General features: G+C 70.7%; 15 protein-coding genes. 10 read left to right on the forward strand and 5 right to left on the reverse strand.

From position 1 onward, the window contains the following. A partial coding sequence (locus GUY59_RS25080) for an SRPBCC family protein (protein ID WP_161714675.1) occupies window positions 1-368 on the reverse strand: 368 nt, incomplete at its 3' end. A 99-nt stretch (window positions 369-467) separates the two neighbouring features. On the opposite strand from GUY59_RS25080, the gene GUY59_RS25085 reads away from it, so the two are divergent. The 4 genes from GUY59_RS25085 (at window position 468) to GUY59_RS25100 (ending at window position 4,618) form a co-directional block, all read left to right on the forward strand. Next, window positions 468-1,682: an amidohydrolase family protein gene (locus tag GUY59_RS25085; protein ID WP_132334213.1), complete on the forward strand. Its 1,215-nt coding sequence runs from the start codon at window positions 468-470 to the stop codon at window positions 1,680-1,682. 29 nt (window positions 1,683-1,711) lie between these two features. Beyond that, the gene (locus tag GUY59_RS25090) at window positions 1,712-2,392 is read left to right on the forward strand and encodes a helix-turn-helix domain-containing protein (protein WP_236667472.1); all 681 of its coding nucleotides are present in this window, start codon (window positions 1,712-1,714) and stop codon (window positions 2,390-2,392) included. Between the two features lie 207 nt (window positions 2,393-2,599). Further along, the gene (locus GUY59_RS25095) at window positions 2,600-3,709 is read left to right on the forward strand and encodes a serine hydrolase domain-containing protein (RefSeq protein ID WP_138208030.1); all 1,110 of its coding nucleotides are present in this window, start codon (window positions 2,600-2,602) and stop codon (window positions 3,707-3,709) included. A 93-nt stretch (window positions 3,710-3,802) separates the two neighbouring features. Further along, window positions 3,803-4,618 carry an alpha/beta hydrolase gene (locus tag GUY59_RS25100; protein WP_138208031.1) on the forward strand — a complete coding sequence of 272 codons (816 nt, stop codon included), beginning with the start codon at window positions 3,803-3,805 and terminating at the stop codon, window positions 4,616-4,618. Window positions 4,619-4,637: 19 nt separating this feature from the next. Here the strand turns inward: GUY59_RS25100 and GUY59_RS25105 are convergent, their stop codons facing one another. Next, window positions 4,638-5,099: a hypothetical protein gene (locus GUY59_RS25105; RefSeq protein WP_138208032.1), complete on the reverse strand. Its 462-nt coding sequence runs from the start codon at window positions 5,097-5,099 to the stop codon at window positions 4,638-4,640. 95 nt (window positions 5,100-5,194) lie between these two features. Here GUY59_RS25105 and GUY59_RS25110 point away from each other — a divergent pair, with 95 nt between their 5' ends. From GUY59_RS25110 to GUY59_RS25125, 4 genes are all read left to right on the forward strand, one after another. Further along, window positions 5,195-5,797: a TIGR03086 family metal-binding protein gene (locus tag GUY59_RS25110; RefSeq protein ID WP_161714676.1), complete on the forward strand. Its 603-nt coding sequence runs from the start codon at window positions 5,195-5,197 to the stop codon at window positions 5,795-5,797. 546 nt (window positions 5,798-6,343) lie between these two features. Beyond that, window positions 6,344-6,712 (forward strand): group I truncated hemoglobin, encoded by a 369-nt coding sequence (locus GUY59_RS25115; RefSeq protein ID WP_201761314.1) that lies wholly within the window; start codon window positions 6,344-6,346, stop codon window positions 6,710-6,712. Then, window positions 6,713-7,834: a globin domain-containing protein gene (locus GUY59_RS25120; protein ID WP_138208035.1), complete on the forward strand. Its 1,122-nt coding sequence runs from the start codon at window positions 6,713-6,715 to the stop codon at window positions 7,832-7,834. It abuts the gene before it with no gap. Then, window positions 7,831-8,478 carry a DivIVA domain-containing protein gene (locus tag GUY59_RS25125; RefSeq protein ID WP_138208036.1) on the forward strand — a complete coding sequence of 216 codons (648 nt, stop codon included), beginning with the start codon at window positions 7,831-7,833 and terminating at the stop codon, window positions 8,476-8,478. Before GUY59_RS25120 ends, GUY59_RS25125 begins: the two co-directional genes overlap by 4 nt. Window positions 8,479-8,917: 439 nt before the next feature. Here GUY59_RS25125 and recQ read toward each other — a convergent pair whose 3' ends face one another. Then, complete coding sequence (gene recQ / locus GUY59_RS25130; RefSeq protein ID WP_138208037.1) at window positions 8,918-10,726, reverse strand: DNA helicase RecQ; 1,809 nt, start codon at window positions 10,724-10,726, stop codon at window positions 8,918-8,920. 96 nt (window positions 10,727-10,822) lie between these two features. Next, the gene (locus GUY59_RS25135; RefSeq protein ID WP_330849202.1) at window positions 10,823-12,013 is read right to left on the reverse strand and encodes an MFS transporter; all 1,191 of its coding nucleotides are present in this window, start codon (window positions 12,011-12,013) and stop codon (window positions 10,823-10,825) included. A 101-nt stretch (window positions 12,014-12,114) separates the two neighbouring features. On the opposite strand from GUY59_RS25135, the gene GUY59_RS25140 reads away from it, so the two are divergent. Both GUY59_RS25140 and GUY59_RS25145 read left to right on the forward strand, forming a co-directional pair. Continuing rightward, on the forward strand, window positions 12,115-12,873 hold the full coding sequence (locus GUY59_RS25140) for an SDR family NAD(P)-dependent oxidoreductase (protein WP_138204853.1): 759 nt from the start codon (window positions 12,115-12,117) through the stop codon (window positions 12,871-12,873). Between the two features lie 72 nt (window positions 12,874-12,945). Beyond that, window positions 12,946-13,176: a DUF3040 domain-containing protein gene (locus tag GUY59_RS25145; RefSeq protein WP_138204851.1), complete on the forward strand. Its 231-nt coding sequence runs from the start codon at window positions 12,946-12,948 to the stop codon at window positions 13,174-13,176. Window positions 13,177-13,197: 21 nt separating this feature from the next. On the opposite strand, the gene GUY59_RS25150 is transcribed toward GUY59_RS25145, so the two are convergent. Next, on the reverse strand, window positions 13,198-13,902 hold the full coding sequence (locus GUY59_RS25150) for a maleylpyruvate isomerase family mycothiol-dependent enzyme (protein ID WP_138204849.1): 705 nt from the start codon (window positions 13,900-13,902) through the stop codon (window positions 13,198-13,200). Between the last annotated feature and the right edge of the window lie 17 nt (window positions 13,903-13,919).

Genomic DNA, 13,919 nt, shown 5'->3' on the forward strand with positions numbered 1-13,919 from the left:
GCGCTGACGCCGTACTGGTGGAAGCGCATCTCGGTCCGGCCCGCGAGGTCCGTGAGCTCGATCGTCACCACCGACGCGGGGCCATCGCCCGTGCCGTCGGGGCCGCCCGTGGTGAACACCAGCCGTTCCGGCGGCTCGACCTCGCGGTAGGTTCCGTCGAGCGTCGCCTCGAACCCCTCTTCCCCCACCAGCGTGGCCCGCCAGATCCCGCCAGGCCAGGCGTCGAGCGTGAGCCGGCCCAACGGCGTGGCGAGCGAGGCGGGCCCGAACCACCGGGAGAAGCGCTCGGGCTCGGTCCAGGCGGCCCACACCTGCTCGCGCGGGGCGTCGAAGACGAGAGTGAGGCCGTACTCGGCGGTTCGAGCCATCGGTGTTGCCCTCCGTGCTGCGTAGCGACCGCTCCACCGTGGCCTACGGCGCTTACGGTCCTCTTCTCGGCGGCTTAAGGGGCATGGCAGGGTGAGATCATGCGGATCATTCGCGCGGCCAGGGTGCTCACCGGACGTCCCGGAGAGGTGATCGCTGAGGGAGAGGTCCTCATCGACGGGGCCACGATCGTCTCGGTAGGGCCGCGCGGCAGCGCGGGGGAGGCGGGAGAGGTCGTCGAGCTGCCCGGCCACACGGTGCTGCCCGGCCTGGTGGACGCCCACGTGCACCTCGGGTTCGACGCCACGGTCGACCCGGTCACCCGGCGCAGCGCCGAGAGCGACCACCACCTGCTGCTGCGGATGGCGGAGAACGCGCGCAAGCTCGTGTCGGCCGGCGTCACCACCGCCCGAGACCTCGGCGGGCGCGACTTCCTCGACCTGGCGCTGCGGGACGCGATCGAGGAGGGGCTGGCCGTCGGCCCGCACCTCGTGGCCGCGACCAGGCCGATCACGATCACCGGCGGCCACTGCTGGTACATGGGCGGCGAGGCCGACGACGAGGTCGCCATCCGCCGCGTCGCCAGGGAGAACCTGCGGGCGGGCGCCGACTGCCTCAAGGTGATGGCCTCGGGCGGCCAGATGACGCCGGGCGCGCCTCCGAGCTGGGTGCCCCAGTACACGACCGAGCAGCTCAGGGTGGTCGTGGAGGAGGCCGGCGCGCGGGGCAAGGGCGTCGCCGCGCACGCCCACGCCCACGCGGCCATCCGCAGCGCGCTCGAGGCCGGGGTCACCACGATCGAGCACTGCTCGTTCTTCACCCCGTCCGGCCATCGGTACGACGCCGAGCTGGCCGACCTGGTCGCCGCCGGCGGCACGTACGTCTGCCCGACCCTGCACGGCGTGTTCTGGCGCTCGCGCGAGGTGCTCGGCGCCGAGATGCTCGACGACTGGCTGAGCGGGGTCGCGGCCATGCGAGAGGCGGGGGTGCGGCTCATCGCGGGCACCGACGCCGGGTTCGTCTCCAGCGGCGTGGCCAACCGTGCCGACGGGTTCGTGGCGAGCCTGGAGGTGTTCGCGGAGGCGGGGTTCGGCAACGCGGAGATCATCGAGCTGGCCACCGTGCGCGCCGCCGACGCCTGCGGGGTCGGGGAGGCGGCCGGAAGCCTGGAGGCGGGCAAGCGGGCCGACCTCATCGCGGTCGCGGGAGACCCGCTCACCTGCCTGTCCGACCTGCGCAACCTCGCGCTCGTCCTGGTCTCGGGCCGATCGGTGAGCCAGACGGGCGTGGACACGGTGACGTCGTCCGCGGGCTGAGCGGGCTCCCGGACGGCTAGGCTCCTCGCATGGATCTGAAGGATCGCGTACGCGAGCTGCGCCTGCAGGGCCGCTCGCCGAAGGAGATCGCCCGCGCGCTCAAGGTCGCCCCGTCGGTCGTCGCGCCGCTGGTGCGGGCCATCGCCGCGGAGAGCGCGCCCACCGGCGAGCCCGAAGTGGTCGGGTGCTGGATCAACACGGGCTGGAGCGACGGCCTCGACGTCGACCCCGCGCGTGGCTGGGTGGACGAGGCCCCCGGGTCCGGCGTGGACGGCATGGTGTGCGTGCTCGTGGCCCGCCGCCACGGCTATGACCGGATGGCGGTCTCCGGTTACCTCGCCGACGTCTACTGCCTGGGCGTGAAGAACGCCATCGGGCCTGACGTGCTCGACGAGCGCGAGCTTCGGCGTTTCCGCGAATACTTCTTCGGCGAGTACGCCGGCTACCAGGAGGCGCCGATCGACCTGGCCAGGCACCTCGTGCTCGGGTCGATCGACTACGCGCGCACGCTCGGGTTCGAGCCCGACGAGGAGTTCGAGCCCGTGGCCGGCGCCCTGGGGGCGTGGGAGGAGAAGTCCGCGATCACGTTCGGGCGCGACGGCAGGCCCTTCTACATGCAGGGGCCGCACGACGACGCCGCCAAGGTGCTGCGGATTCTGCGACGCACGCTGTCCGACGACGAGTTCGACCACGTCACCGTGGCCCCGTGACGGCCGCCCGCCCCGAGAGGGCGCGATGACCTGAGTTCTTCCGGGTGTGGCTCTTCCTGCGGTAACGAGGTCTCCGGGAGCCGGAAACGGTGGGGAAACGCGTGCTGCCCTAGACATGAGGTCGGCGTCGCGCGAGACCCGGCTCGGCGAGTTCCGGTCCTGCGGCCGGCGCCTTGCAGACGTTTCCAGCAAGGAAGGATCACCAAGATGAATCGCACGATGGCCTTCGGCGTCGCCGGGCTGGCCTGCGCGATGATGACGCTGGGCAGCGTGCAGCCCGCCACCGCAGAGGCCAAGCACCGATACGGGGACGTGCAGAAGGCGCTGACCGCCCTGGCGAAGAACTCCGGGATCGTCGGGGCGGTCGGAGGGCTCTACGTCGACGGCAAGAAGGTCGACGGAGGTACGGCCGGCTCCAGGCTCCTGGGTGGCAAGGGCGGGAAGATTCCCGAGAACGCCCGCTACCGCATCGGATCCCAGGGCAAGTACATGACGGCCCTCGTGGCACTGCAACTGGTCGAGGAGGGCAAGCTCGGCCTGGACGACAAGCTCAGCGAAGTGCTGCCGATCGTGGCCGAGCAGGACCTGGTGGAACGGGCCGGCGAGATCACCGTCCGGCACCTTGTCCAGCAGACCTCCGGCATCCCCAATGGCCACCTCGACATCTTCGACTTCACGACCTACTACTCGCCGGCCGATCTGGTGAAGAAGACCCGCGACCTGCCCCGGACGGGGGAGCCGGGCGAGAAGTACCACTACTCCAACACCAACTTCATCCTCCTCGGAATGATCATCGAGGAGATCACCGGCAACCCCTCGACCGAGGAGTTCGAGCGGCGGATCTTCGATCCGCTCAAGATGACCCGCACCTACGGGACCACCAAGCCCCCAGAAGGCATCAAGGGCCCGCACGGGCACGGTTACGCTCGTGATGGCGAGGGCAAGCTCCACGACATGGACCGGCTCAACGCGAGCTACGGCGCGGGCACCGGCGGAGTGGTGTCCACCGCGCGTGACATGAGCAGGTTCTTCAGCGCGTTCGAGAAGGACAAGCTGTTGCCGGACGACCTGCAGCAGATCTGGGAGGAAACGCCGCCGGGCAAGCCGGAAGGGCCGCCTCCCGCCGAGCGCATATGCGGGAACAAGCCGCCGATGCGGGTTGTCGGAGGCGCAGCGGCCGGTTTCAACGCGATGACCTTCAGCACGTACGACGGCCGCGTACAGTTCGCCGTCTCCACCACGCTGAGCACTGATCCCCATGCCCCCAACGCGATCATCCAGCAGGCGGCCGAAGCGGTGCTCTGCCCGAAGCAATAACCACCGCTCCGCGTTCACGCCCTCGGCAGGGCAGGTGGACGGTCGGGCGGCTTCCGGCGTACGCTCGCCGCACTTTCGATCAAGGGAGTGAGCATGGCGCAGTCACGGGAGCACACCTTCTCCGGCACCAGGGACCGCATCACCGCCCGCGTCTGGCCGAACGAGCGGCCGCGCTATGTCGCCGTGCTGGTCCACGGCTACGGTGAGCACATCGGCCGCTACGAGTACGTGGCCGACCGGCTCGTCCGGCACGGCGCCGCCGTCTACGGGCCCGACCACATGGGCCACGGCAGATCCGAGGGCGACCGCGTGCTCATCGAGGACTTCGAGGACGTGGTCACCGACGTGCACACCGTCGAGCGGCTCGGCAGGGCCGACCACCCGGGCGTGCCCGTCGTGGTGATCGGCCACTCGATGGGCGGCCTGATCGCGGCCCGCTACGCCCAGCGTCACGGCGCCGGGCTGGCCGCGCTCGTCCTGTCGGGGCCGGTGATCGGCAGCTGGGCGATCGTGCCGGAGCTGCTGGCGTACGAGGAGCCGCCGGACACCCCGATCGACCCGGCCACTCTCTCCCGCGACCTGTCGGTGGGCACGGCGTACGCCGCCGACCCGCTGGTGTGGCACGGGCCGTTCAAGCGTGCCACGCTGGAGGCGTTCGCGACGACGCTGGCCACGATCGCCGAGAGTGGCACGTTCGGATCGTTGCCGACGTTGTGGGTGCACGGGGAGGCGGACGAGCTCGTCCCGATCGCCGGCAGCCGCCCCGGTGTCGAGGCCGTACGCGGGGCCGACCTGACCGAGCGCGTCTACCCCGGAGCCCGGCACGAGGTGTTCAACGAGACCAACAAGGGCGAGGTCCTGGACGACGTGACCGCCTTCGTCGACCGGGCCCTGTCCCGCGCGTCGTAGGCGGGGTCTCCGGACGGTCTCAGACCACGTCCAGCAGGACGTGCCCCGCGCCCCGCGTGCGGGTCAGCTCGACCTTCCAGCATCCCGGCTCGGGGAACACGAACCCGGTGCCCCACTCCTGGCCGGGCCGCCGCCAACTGGATCCACCGTGCTCCTCGGGCCCCCAGACGAGCGTGGCGGCGGTGCCGTCGGGCAGCGAGGCGGCGACCCGCAGCGGCCCCTCACCGGTCATCCGCCACACGATCTTGACCTCGTCGCCATGGCGGAGCGGGGTCCTCTCCACGAAGAGCAGCCCCCACAGTTCCGCGCCGCGCGCCGTTCCCTGGACCTCGGGGAAGCCCTCGCCCGCCGGCTCCACGACCTGCCCGCACCCATTCCCCGGCCCCGCGCCCGGGGTGGAGCCGGTGGCCGGCGCCGGGGCCGAACATCCGGCCAGGACGGCCACCGCCAGCACGGCCACCGCACACGTCAGGCATCCCATCACCGCACCTCCTCACCCTCTCTACGCGCGATCCGGCCGGAAGGTTGCGATGAGTTTCCCGCCGCGGCCGGGTCTTCCTGTGCGAGGAGGCGATGATGGGCGAGCAGAAGAAGGCGCTGGCCGCCGGTGTGGCGCTGCTGGAGCGATCGATCGAGTACGCCGTGGGCAGCCTGCGGCTCGTCACCCCTGACGCGCTCTGCCGGGGCACACCCTGTTCGGGCTGGAGCCTGCAGCGGCTGCTCGACCACCTCGGCGACTCGCTGGGGAGCCTGAACGAAGCGGCCGCGTCCCGTACCGTCGAGCTCTGTCCCGTGTCCGCCGCGCCCTGGCCGGTCCTCACCAACCCGGCCCTGTCCCTCAGAGACGAGGCGACGATGGTGCTGGGGGTGTGGACGGCCCTGCTCGCCGACGAGCCCGTCTCCATCGGCGGATGGCACGTGTCGAGCCCGGTGGTGGCCGCGGTCGGCGCGATCGAGGTCGCCGTACACGGGTGGGACGTGGCGAGGTCGTGCGGTGAGCAACGTCCCATCCCGCCCGCGCTGGCCGAGGAACTGCTGGACCTGGCCCAGGTGTTCGTCACGCCCGCGGACCGCCCCGGGAGGTTCGCCGCGCGGGTGGGGGTGCCGCGCGCGACGCCCGCGCAGGACCGCCTCCTCGCCTTCCTGGGCCGCGACCCGAACTGGCGTGTACACCTCTGAGATACCCCGGCCGGTGAATGTGGCGAGGCGTGTTTTCGTCCAGGAACGGGAGATCTCGGATGTTCCGCGTGGAATAGCCCCTAAAGGTGGAATGGTTGTCCGGAAAATGCGGCATTGTCGGCCTGAGGCGGTTGCGAGCGATCTGCTCACCCCTTAGTGTTTCTGACGCATGTTCGCGTTCTCGGAAAGCCTGATGGTCAGGGGTCGGTACGGGTATTCGGCCTGCACCGGATCCGCTTTATGGGGGACATGAGTGGCACTCGGATTGTGCGCCGGTTTCGGCTGTGAGGGCGGAAGCCGCGACAGGCGGCGGACGCCATTCCGCTGCCGTCCTGCGGAGTGCATCGGCGCAGGTAGATGAGATGTTGCAGGTCATGGGCGCACCGGCCCGGCCGGGCACCCGCCTGTTTCGCCAGGGCGAGACCCCCATTCAGGTGATCGGCTGAAGAACGTCCTAGTCGGAATGATTCCGCATCGAGGCGGCCAATTCACTGCGCGTAATCACGCATGGAAAATATCGTTCCATTCAGGAGGTTTGTAGTCTCCATGAGTTCGTACTACGACAAGGTCGGCGCTTCGACCATTCGCGCCGTGGTCGACCGCTTCTATACGGTCGTGCTGGACGATGCCGAGCTCAAGCCGTATTTCAGCGGCGTCGACATGGCAAGGCTCAAGCGGCACATGGTCATGCTGCTCTGTTCCGTCCTCGGCGGCCCCGAGGTGTACGAAGGCCACGACCTGGGCGACGCCCACCGGGGCATGGGAGTCACGGGCGAGCACTACGAGAGGGTCGGCCACATCCTCGTCACCGTGCTCCGGGAGGACTTCGGCGCCGACGACGACCTCGTGGCGCACGTCGCGACGGTCCTGGGCCAGGTGCGCGGGTCCATCGTGGAGGTAGGGGCAGCGGGATAAGTGGACACGCAAGCTCTGAAGGGCAGCTGGCGCCAGGTCGCCCAGTCGGGTGACCAGGTGCCGCTGTTCTTCTACTCCGCCTTGTTCCTCATGTATCCGGAGACCCGCTCGCTCTTCCCGGTGTCCATGGCCGCCCAGCGCGACCGGCTGGTCAACGCGCTCGGACACGTCGTCAGCAACGTCGACCGGGTGAACGAGCTGGTGCCGTTCCTGCAGCAACTCGGCCGCGACCACCGCAAGTTCTCCGTGGTCGCGCAGCACTATCCTGCCGTCGGGCAGGCGCTGCTCGCCACCCTGGAACACTTCCTTGGCGACCTCTGGACGCCGGCCCTCGCGCGCGACTGGACGGCGGCGTACGGGCTGGTCGCGAAAGTGATGACCGAGGCGGCCGAGGAGTCGTCGGCCACGTCGCCGCCATGGTGGGAGGGCGAGATCATCCTCCACGAGGTGCGCGTCCCCGGCATCGCGGTCATCAGAGCCCGCCTGAACTACCAGTACCCCTTCCGCCCCGGCCAGTCCGCCTCCGTCTCGACCGCGCTGCGTCCCAAACTCTGGCGCTACTACTCCATCGCCAACGCACCGCGCCGCGACAACACCATCGACCTGCACGTACGCGTCGTCGACGGCGGCACGGTCAGCACCGCCCTCGTGCACGCCGCGCAGCGCGGCGACATCCTGAAGATCAGCGCACCGGTGGGCGACCGGCTGACCCTCAGCCCGGGACCGGCCAGGGAGCTTCTCCTCATCGCGGGCGGCACCGGCCTGGCTCCCCTGAAGTCACTCGTGGAGCAGGTGGCCTACGAGGGCCCGCCCCGCGCCGTGCGCCTCTTCGTCGGCGCCAGAACCTCCCGCGAACTGTACGACGCCGAGGCGCTCGCCAAACTGGAGGCCGACAACCCCTGGCTGAGCGTGGTGCCCGTCGTGTCCCGCGACGCCTTCTACCGGGGTGAGCACGGCTACGCGGTCGACGTCGCGCTGAAAGCCTGGCGCGACCAGGACGTCTACGTCTGCGGTTCGGAGGAGATGGTCCAAGGCTCCGTCTCCCGCCTCCTGGACGCAGGGGTGCCACCCGAGCACATCCGCTTCGACGAGTTCACCACTGCTGGAGGTAGGGAGCCGTGACGGCAGACATGCCATGGGGCGAGCGCCCATCGAACGACCGCCGGCGGCTCACACCCGAACGGGTGCGCAACCACACCTTCTCCCGTACCAAACTCGGCCACCGCGGCTACAGCGAGGAAGAGGTGCGGAGCTTCCTGTACCGCACGGCCGACGACATGGCGGCCGGCGACATGGAGAAGGCCGACCTGCGCGCCGAGGTGGAACGGCTGAAGAACTGGTACAAGGACCGGGGCACCGACGTCACCGCCCCGGACAACCAGCAGGCCAGGCTCAGCGTCGACGCGGTCAACCTTCTCTCCAGGGCCCAGCAGACGGCCGACGCCCAGATCGCCGAGGCGGAGGACTACGCCCGGCGGCTGGTGGGCCAGGCACGCCAGCAGTACGAACAGGTGCTGCAGGAGGCGCAGCATCGGGCGGAGGAGGCGGCCAACCAGGCGGTCAACGTCTACCGGTCGAGCGGCGGACACCAGTCGGCCGAGGCCGAGGAACTGGAACGGCGCATCGCCTACCTGCGCACGTTCGCCGAGGTCACGCAGGTGCAACTGCGTGCCGTGCTCGAAGGGCTGACGAACGAGGTCAACAAACTCGGCAATCTGCCTGAAACGGGCCAGAACGCCGCCTATTCCTCGCTGGGCCGCGACTGACCCACACACCGTTCACCGGCCGGTTCTCGGGGGCGTGTGCCGGGGCGCGTCACGGCCACCGCACACGCTAATCCACCGCGCGCTCATCCCACCAAAACCCCACAAAACGCCGTACGATCGTGCTGTACAGAGCAGTCACCCGGACATGACTCTCCGCGAACCCCCAACGATCCATCCGATACGGTGGGAAGATCGTAAGTGGCCACCGGTCACCACCGGACCACCACACGGGTCAATCCGTGCATGGGGGCGGATATCCGTCCGGCCCGGGCCGGAGGGGCGACACGGCGGAACGCCACGGCCAGGGCCGAGCAACGTGGTGGCGACGACCGTTCTTCGTGCGGCCGTCGCCACCACCCGACCCCGACCACCCCGATGTTCGCCACCACCCATGCGCGGCGGGGTGCCGCGGTCCGAGAAGCGGGACCGGTCCGGGTTGTCAGGAGCTCTCGCCGAGGGTGGTCAGGACCTGGTCGCCGTATTTGGCTAGTTTGTTCTCGCCCACGCCGTTGATCTGGCTGAGCTCCGCCAGGGTGGACGGTGACCGGGTGGCGATCTCGCGCAGCGTCGCGTCGTGGAAGATGACGTAGGCGGGCACCCCCTGCTCCTTGGCCGTGGCGGCACGCCAGGCGCGCAGGCGCTCGAAGACCGGAGCGGCCTCCTCGGGCAGCTCGGCCGCGGCCGGGGCCTTGCCCGGCGTCGTCCTGGCGCGGGCCGGGCGGAGGGCGTCGCGGCGCAGCGGCACCTCGCGCTGCCCCCTGAGCACCGCCGCGCTGCCGTCGGTCAGCACCAGCGCGCCGTGGTTGGGCTCGACCGCCAGCAGCCCCTGGGCGAGCAGTTGCCGCACCACCCCGTGCCACTCCGTGTTGCCGAGATCGGCCCCCACCCCGAACACCGTGAGCGTCTCGTGGCCGTGCTGGAGCACCTTGGCCGTCTTCTTCCCGAGCAGGATGTCGACCGTCTGCCCCACGCCGAACTTCTGGCGCCGCTCCTTGTCGAGACGCCACACGGTGGAGAGCACCTTCTGGGCCGCGGTCGTGCCGTCCCACGACTCGGGCGGCGCCTGGCAGGTGTCGCAGTTGCCGCAGGGCTCCGAGCCCTTCTGGCCGAAGTAGTCGAGCAACATCATCCGCCGGCAGCCCACGGTCTCGCAGAGCGCGAGCATGGCGTCGAGGTGGTGCACCTGGCGGCGGCGGTGGGCCTCGTCGCCTTCCATGGCCATCCGCCGGTGCTGCACGACGTCGTGCAGGCCGTAGGCCATCCACGCGGTGGCGGGCAGCCCGTCGCGCCCGGCCCGGCCGGTCTCCTGGTAGTAGCCCTCCACCGACTTGGGCAGGTCGAGATGGGCCACGAAGCGCACGTCGGGTTTGTCGATGCCCATCCCGAACGCGATCGTGGCCACCACGACCAGCCCGTCCTCGCGGAGGAACCGGGCCTGGTGGGCGGCGCGCGTGCGGGCGTCGAGACCCGCGTGGTAGGGCAGCGCGGCGATGCCGTTGGCGGCCAGGAACTCGGCGATCTTCTCGGCGGAGGAGCGCGACAGGCAGTAGACGATGCCGGAGTCGCTTGGGTGCTCGGTGCGCAGGAAGTCGAGCAGTTGCCGTTTGGGCTCGCTCTTGGGCGTGATGCGGTAGTGGATGTTGGGCCGGTCGAAGCCGGCGACGAAGTGGCGGGCCTCGTCGAGGCCGAGCCTGGCGGAGATCTCGGTGCGGGTGGCCGGGGTGGCGGTGGCCGTCAGCGCGATGCGCGGCACGTCGGGCCAGGACTCGCGCAGCTTGGACAGCTCAAGGTAGTCGGGGCGGAAGTCGTGGCCCCACTGGGCCACGCAGTGCGCCTCGTCGATGGCGAACATCGAGATGTCGCCCTTGGCCAGCATCCGCAGCGTGGCGTCGACGCGCAGCCGCTCGGGAGCGAGATAGAGCAGGTCGAGCTCGCCCGCGAGGAACTCGGCCTCCACCAGCCGGCGCTCGTCGAAGTCCTGCGTCGAGTTGAGGAACCCCGCCCGCACCCCGAGCGCCCGCAGCGCGTCGACCTGGTCCTGCATCAGCGCGATGAGGGGCGAGACGACCACCCCCACGCCGCGGCGCACCAGGGCGGGGATCTGGTAGCACAGTGACTTGCCCCCGCCGGTGGGCATGAGGACGAGCGCGTCGCCGCCGGCCACGACGTGGTCGATGATCTCCTGCTGGTTCGACCTGAACGAGCCGTAGCCGAACACACGGTGCAGGACCTCGAGGGGTGTATCCATACGGCTACCTTAGGTGTTCGGGGGCTTGCGGGTTGTGAGTTCGCCGAGGGCGATCGGCCGGCCCTGCCCGTCGTACGGCTCCCGGCCCTGCCACGATCAGGCGGGTGCTCCGCCGGCACGCTCCCGCCGATCGTAGGCCACCAGACACAGGGCGCCGAGCGCGCAGGCCGCCGCCACCGCGGCCATCACCGACGGATACCCGGCGAACTGGGCGATCCCGGCCGCCATGAGCGGCGCGGCGGCCTTGGCCACGGTGACGGGGAGCGTGAGCGCGCCGTTCAGCGACGCGTACGCGGCCGTACCGTACCGGTCGGCCAGCAACGCCGGCCGCGCGATCGTCCCCACCCCGAACCCCAGCCCGAACAGCACCACGGCCCCCACGGCTCCGGCCGTGCTCCGCCCCACCAGCGGCAGCAGCACCGCGGCCAGGCCCTGCAACGCGAACATCGCCGCCGTGATCAGCGCGACCGGCCAGCGCGCCTGCAGCCCGGTGGTGACCAGGCGGCCGGTCACCGAGAGCACGCCGAGCAGGCCCGCCACGCTCGCGGCGAACACGGGCGGGTGGCCGAGCACGATGAGGTACGTGACCAGCAGTACCCCCATGACCGCCAGCGCGCCCGTCTGGGCCAGGAACGCCGACACCAGCAGCCAGAACGGACGCTCCCGCAGGGCGGCCCCGACGATCTCGCGCCGGTCCACGTGGACGGGCGCCCGCCGGCTTCGCACCGCCAGCCAGTGCAGCGGCACCGCGACCAGGGCGTATCCGGCGGCCAGGGCGACCAACGCCCGCCGCCACCCGTACACCTCGACCAGCAACCCCGTCAGCGGCAGGAAGATGCTGGACGCGAACCCCGCCACCACGGTCACCGCCAGCAGCGCCCGCGCCCGCCGCGCCGCGTCGAACCAGGCCACGATCACCGCGAACGCGGCCTCGTACAGCACCATCGCCGAGGCCACGCCGAGCACCCCGCACACCAGGTAGAGCTGGACCAGTGAGGTCACCTGCGACCAGGCCAGCAGCGACAGCGCGCCCAGCGCCGATCCCGCCGTCATGAGCACGCGCCCGCCGTGCCGGTCCAGCCAGTGCCCGACGGCCGGCGCCACCATTCCGGACACCAGCACGGCCAGCGTGAGCGCTCCGGTGAGCTGCGCGACGCCGACGTGCAGGTCCCGCGACATCGGCGGAATGAACACCGAGAACGCGTAATAAAGCACGCCGTATCCGGCGGTCTGAGTGATCGCGAGTGCTCCGATGAGCCGTACGGAAGAGGTCGGTTGAGCGATCACTTGGTTACTGTTCCCGTTCATATGACAACAACTCGTGATAAAGATCACGCCGCCCGGAATTGCATTGTCTTATATACGTGGACGGCTAATAGCGTTGTGTCATGGGACATTCCTTTGTGGTCACCGGAGGCGGACGCGGCATCGGCAAGGCCGTGGTCGAACGGCTGCTCGGCGACCGGAACACCGTGGTCGCCGTCGAACACGACCCCGCCGCCCTGGACTGGGCGGGGCCCAGGGTGATCCCCGTGATCGGCGACGCGGCGGACGAGGAGGTCGCCGCCTGGGCCGCCGACCTCGCCCAGGAGTCGGGCCCGCTGCGCGGCTGGGTCAACAACGCCGCCGTGTTCAGGGACGCCTCGGTGCACTCGGCCCCGGTCACCGAGGTCAGGGCGCTGATCGCGGCCAACCTGGACCTGGCCGTGGTCGGCTGCGCCACCGCCGTACGCCACTTCCTGGATGCCGGCACGCCGGGCGCCATCGTCAACGTCACCTCGCACCAGGCCACCAGGGCGGTGCCGGGCGGGCTGCCGTACGCGACCGCGAAGGCCGCCACGGAGGGGCTGACCAGGTCGCTGGCGGTGGAGTACGGCAGGCACGGCATCAGGGTCAACGCCGTCGCTCCCGGCACGGTGGCCACGGAACGGTATGAGGCGTTCATGGCCGCTCAGCCTCCGGAGAGCGCTGCGGCCGTCGAGGAACAACTGGCCACGCTCCACCCGCTGGGCCGCGTGGCGGCGCCCGCGGAGGTGGCCTCCGTCGTGGCCCATCTGCTGTCGGACGACGCCTCCTTCGTCAACGGGGCCACGATCCCGGTGGACGGCGGGCGCACGGTGCTCGGGCTCGACCCGGAGGCACGGTAGTCAGCCCCCGAAGCGACGGCATGTCCGCTGCCACGGCGGGTAAAAGGTGGTCACCGGTGTGAGGTGAGCGCGATGAGTCTTTCCCCGAGGGAGCGCCGTATCCTCGCCGAGATCGAGCGTGCCCTTGAGCAGGACGACCCCGAGCTGGTCAGGCGCGTCGCCGAGATCGACGAGACCGAATGGGCCCGAGGGGCCGGGCCAGGGGGGCGCGGCCTGCGCGGGCGGGCGCCCCGCGCGTGGGTGATCTACGTCGCGGTCACCCTGGTGATCGTGTGCCTGCTGATCGCCGTGTTGACGACCTGAGGGAGCGCCGTCTCCCGGTGCTCAGGCCAGGCACCTCAGCGCCGCGACGACGCGCGGGTCCATCCCGCCGGAGGCGGGCAGCCGGCCCACCGTGGCCTCGACGAACTGCGCGCGCGACAACATCGCGCCGGCCCCGTCCACGGATGCCCGGATCTGCTCGCCCGCAGGCTCGACCTCCACCTCGGCGCCCTGCTCCGCAAGCACGAAACGCCCGACCGCCACCCGCCACGACGTCCTGCCCTCGGCCTCCCCTTCGGGCACGGGGGCGCCGACGTCGTCGGCGTGGGTGGCGTACTCGGAGTCGTAGTGGAAGGCCTGCAGCCTGTTGGGGTAGGGGCCGGCCATCGTGTCGAGCAGGGCATGCGGGCCGAGCTCCCGCATGCGCCGGCGCGTCTCGCCGTTCTTGACCCGCCACTCCTCCAGGACCTCTTCGACGGGCAGGTCCCTGCGCCGGCGTACGGACCACTCGTTGAAGTCGTTGAACCCGCTGACCCCTTCCGCCGACAACCGGGTCAGCAGGTCCTGCACGGTCCCGTCGAGGCAGGCGTGGTTGTACAGCTCCTCGCCCGCCAGGTGGCCCAGCACGTCGCGGACGGACCAGCCCGCGCAGCGCGACGGGCGGGACCAGCCGGTCTCGTCGAGCCCAGAGAAGAACCGGTCGAGCCGGGCCGCCTCGGCGTCGAAGATGTCGAACGGGTCCCAGCCCTTGAGCAGGTCGTCAGCCATACCGGGGACGCTACCCG

The sequence above is a fragment of the Nonomuraea sp. K271 genome (genome assembly GCF_009908215.1).
Lineage (GTDB): Bacteria > Actinomycetota > Actinomycetes > Streptosporangiales > Streptosporangiaceae > Nonomuraea > Nonomuraea longispora.

What these genes read in the sequence shown, in the direction of transcription:
- GUY59_RS25085 (WP_132334213.1), top strand. Translation starts at nt 468, where the DNA reads ATGCGGATCATTCGCGCGGCCAGGGTGCTCACCGGACGTCCCGGAGAG.
- GUY59_RS25090 (WP_236667472.1), top strand. Translation starts at nt 1,712, where the DNA reads ATGGATCTGAAGGATCGCGTACGCGAGCTGCGCCTGCAGGGCCGCTCG.
- GUY59_RS25095 (WP_138208030.1), top strand. Translation starts at nt 2,600, where the DNA reads ATGAATCGCACGATGGCCTTCGGCGTCGCCGGGCTGGCCTGCGCGATG.
- GUY59_RS25100 (WP_138208031.1), top strand. Translation starts at nt 3,803, where the DNA reads ATGGCGCAGTCACGGGAGCACACCTTCTCCGGCACCAGGGACCGCATC.
- GUY59_RS25105 (WP_138208032.1), bottom strand. Translation starts at nt 5,099, where the DNA reads ATGGGATGCCTGACGTGTGCGGTGGCCGTGCTGGCGGTGGCCGTCCTG.
- GUY59_RS25110 (WP_161714676.1), top strand. Translation starts at nt 5,195, where the DNA reads ATGGGCGAGCAGAAGAAGGCGCTGGCCGCCGGTGTGGCGCTGCTGGAG.
- GUY59_RS25115 (WP_201761314.1), top strand. Translation starts at nt 6,344, where the DNA reads ATGAGTTCGTACTACGACAAGGTCGGCGCTTCGACCATTCGCGCCGTG.
- recQ (WP_138208037.1), bottom strand. Translation starts at nt 10,726, where the DNA reads ATGGATACACCCCTCGAGGTCCTGCACCGTGTGTTCGGCTACGGCTCG.
- GUY59_RS25140 (WP_138204853.1), top strand. Translation starts at nt 12,115, where the DNA reads ATGGGACATTCCTTTGTGGTCACCGGAGGCGGACGCGGCATCGGCAAG.
- GUY59_RS25145 (WP_138204851.1), top strand. Translation starts at nt 12,946, where the DNA reads ATGAGTCTTTCCCCGAGGGAGCGCCGTATCCTCGCCGAGATCGAGCGT.
- GUY59_RS25150 (WP_138204849.1), bottom strand. Translation starts at nt 13,902, where the DNA reads ATGGCTGACGACCTGCTCAAGGGCTGGGACCCGTTCGACATCTTCGAC.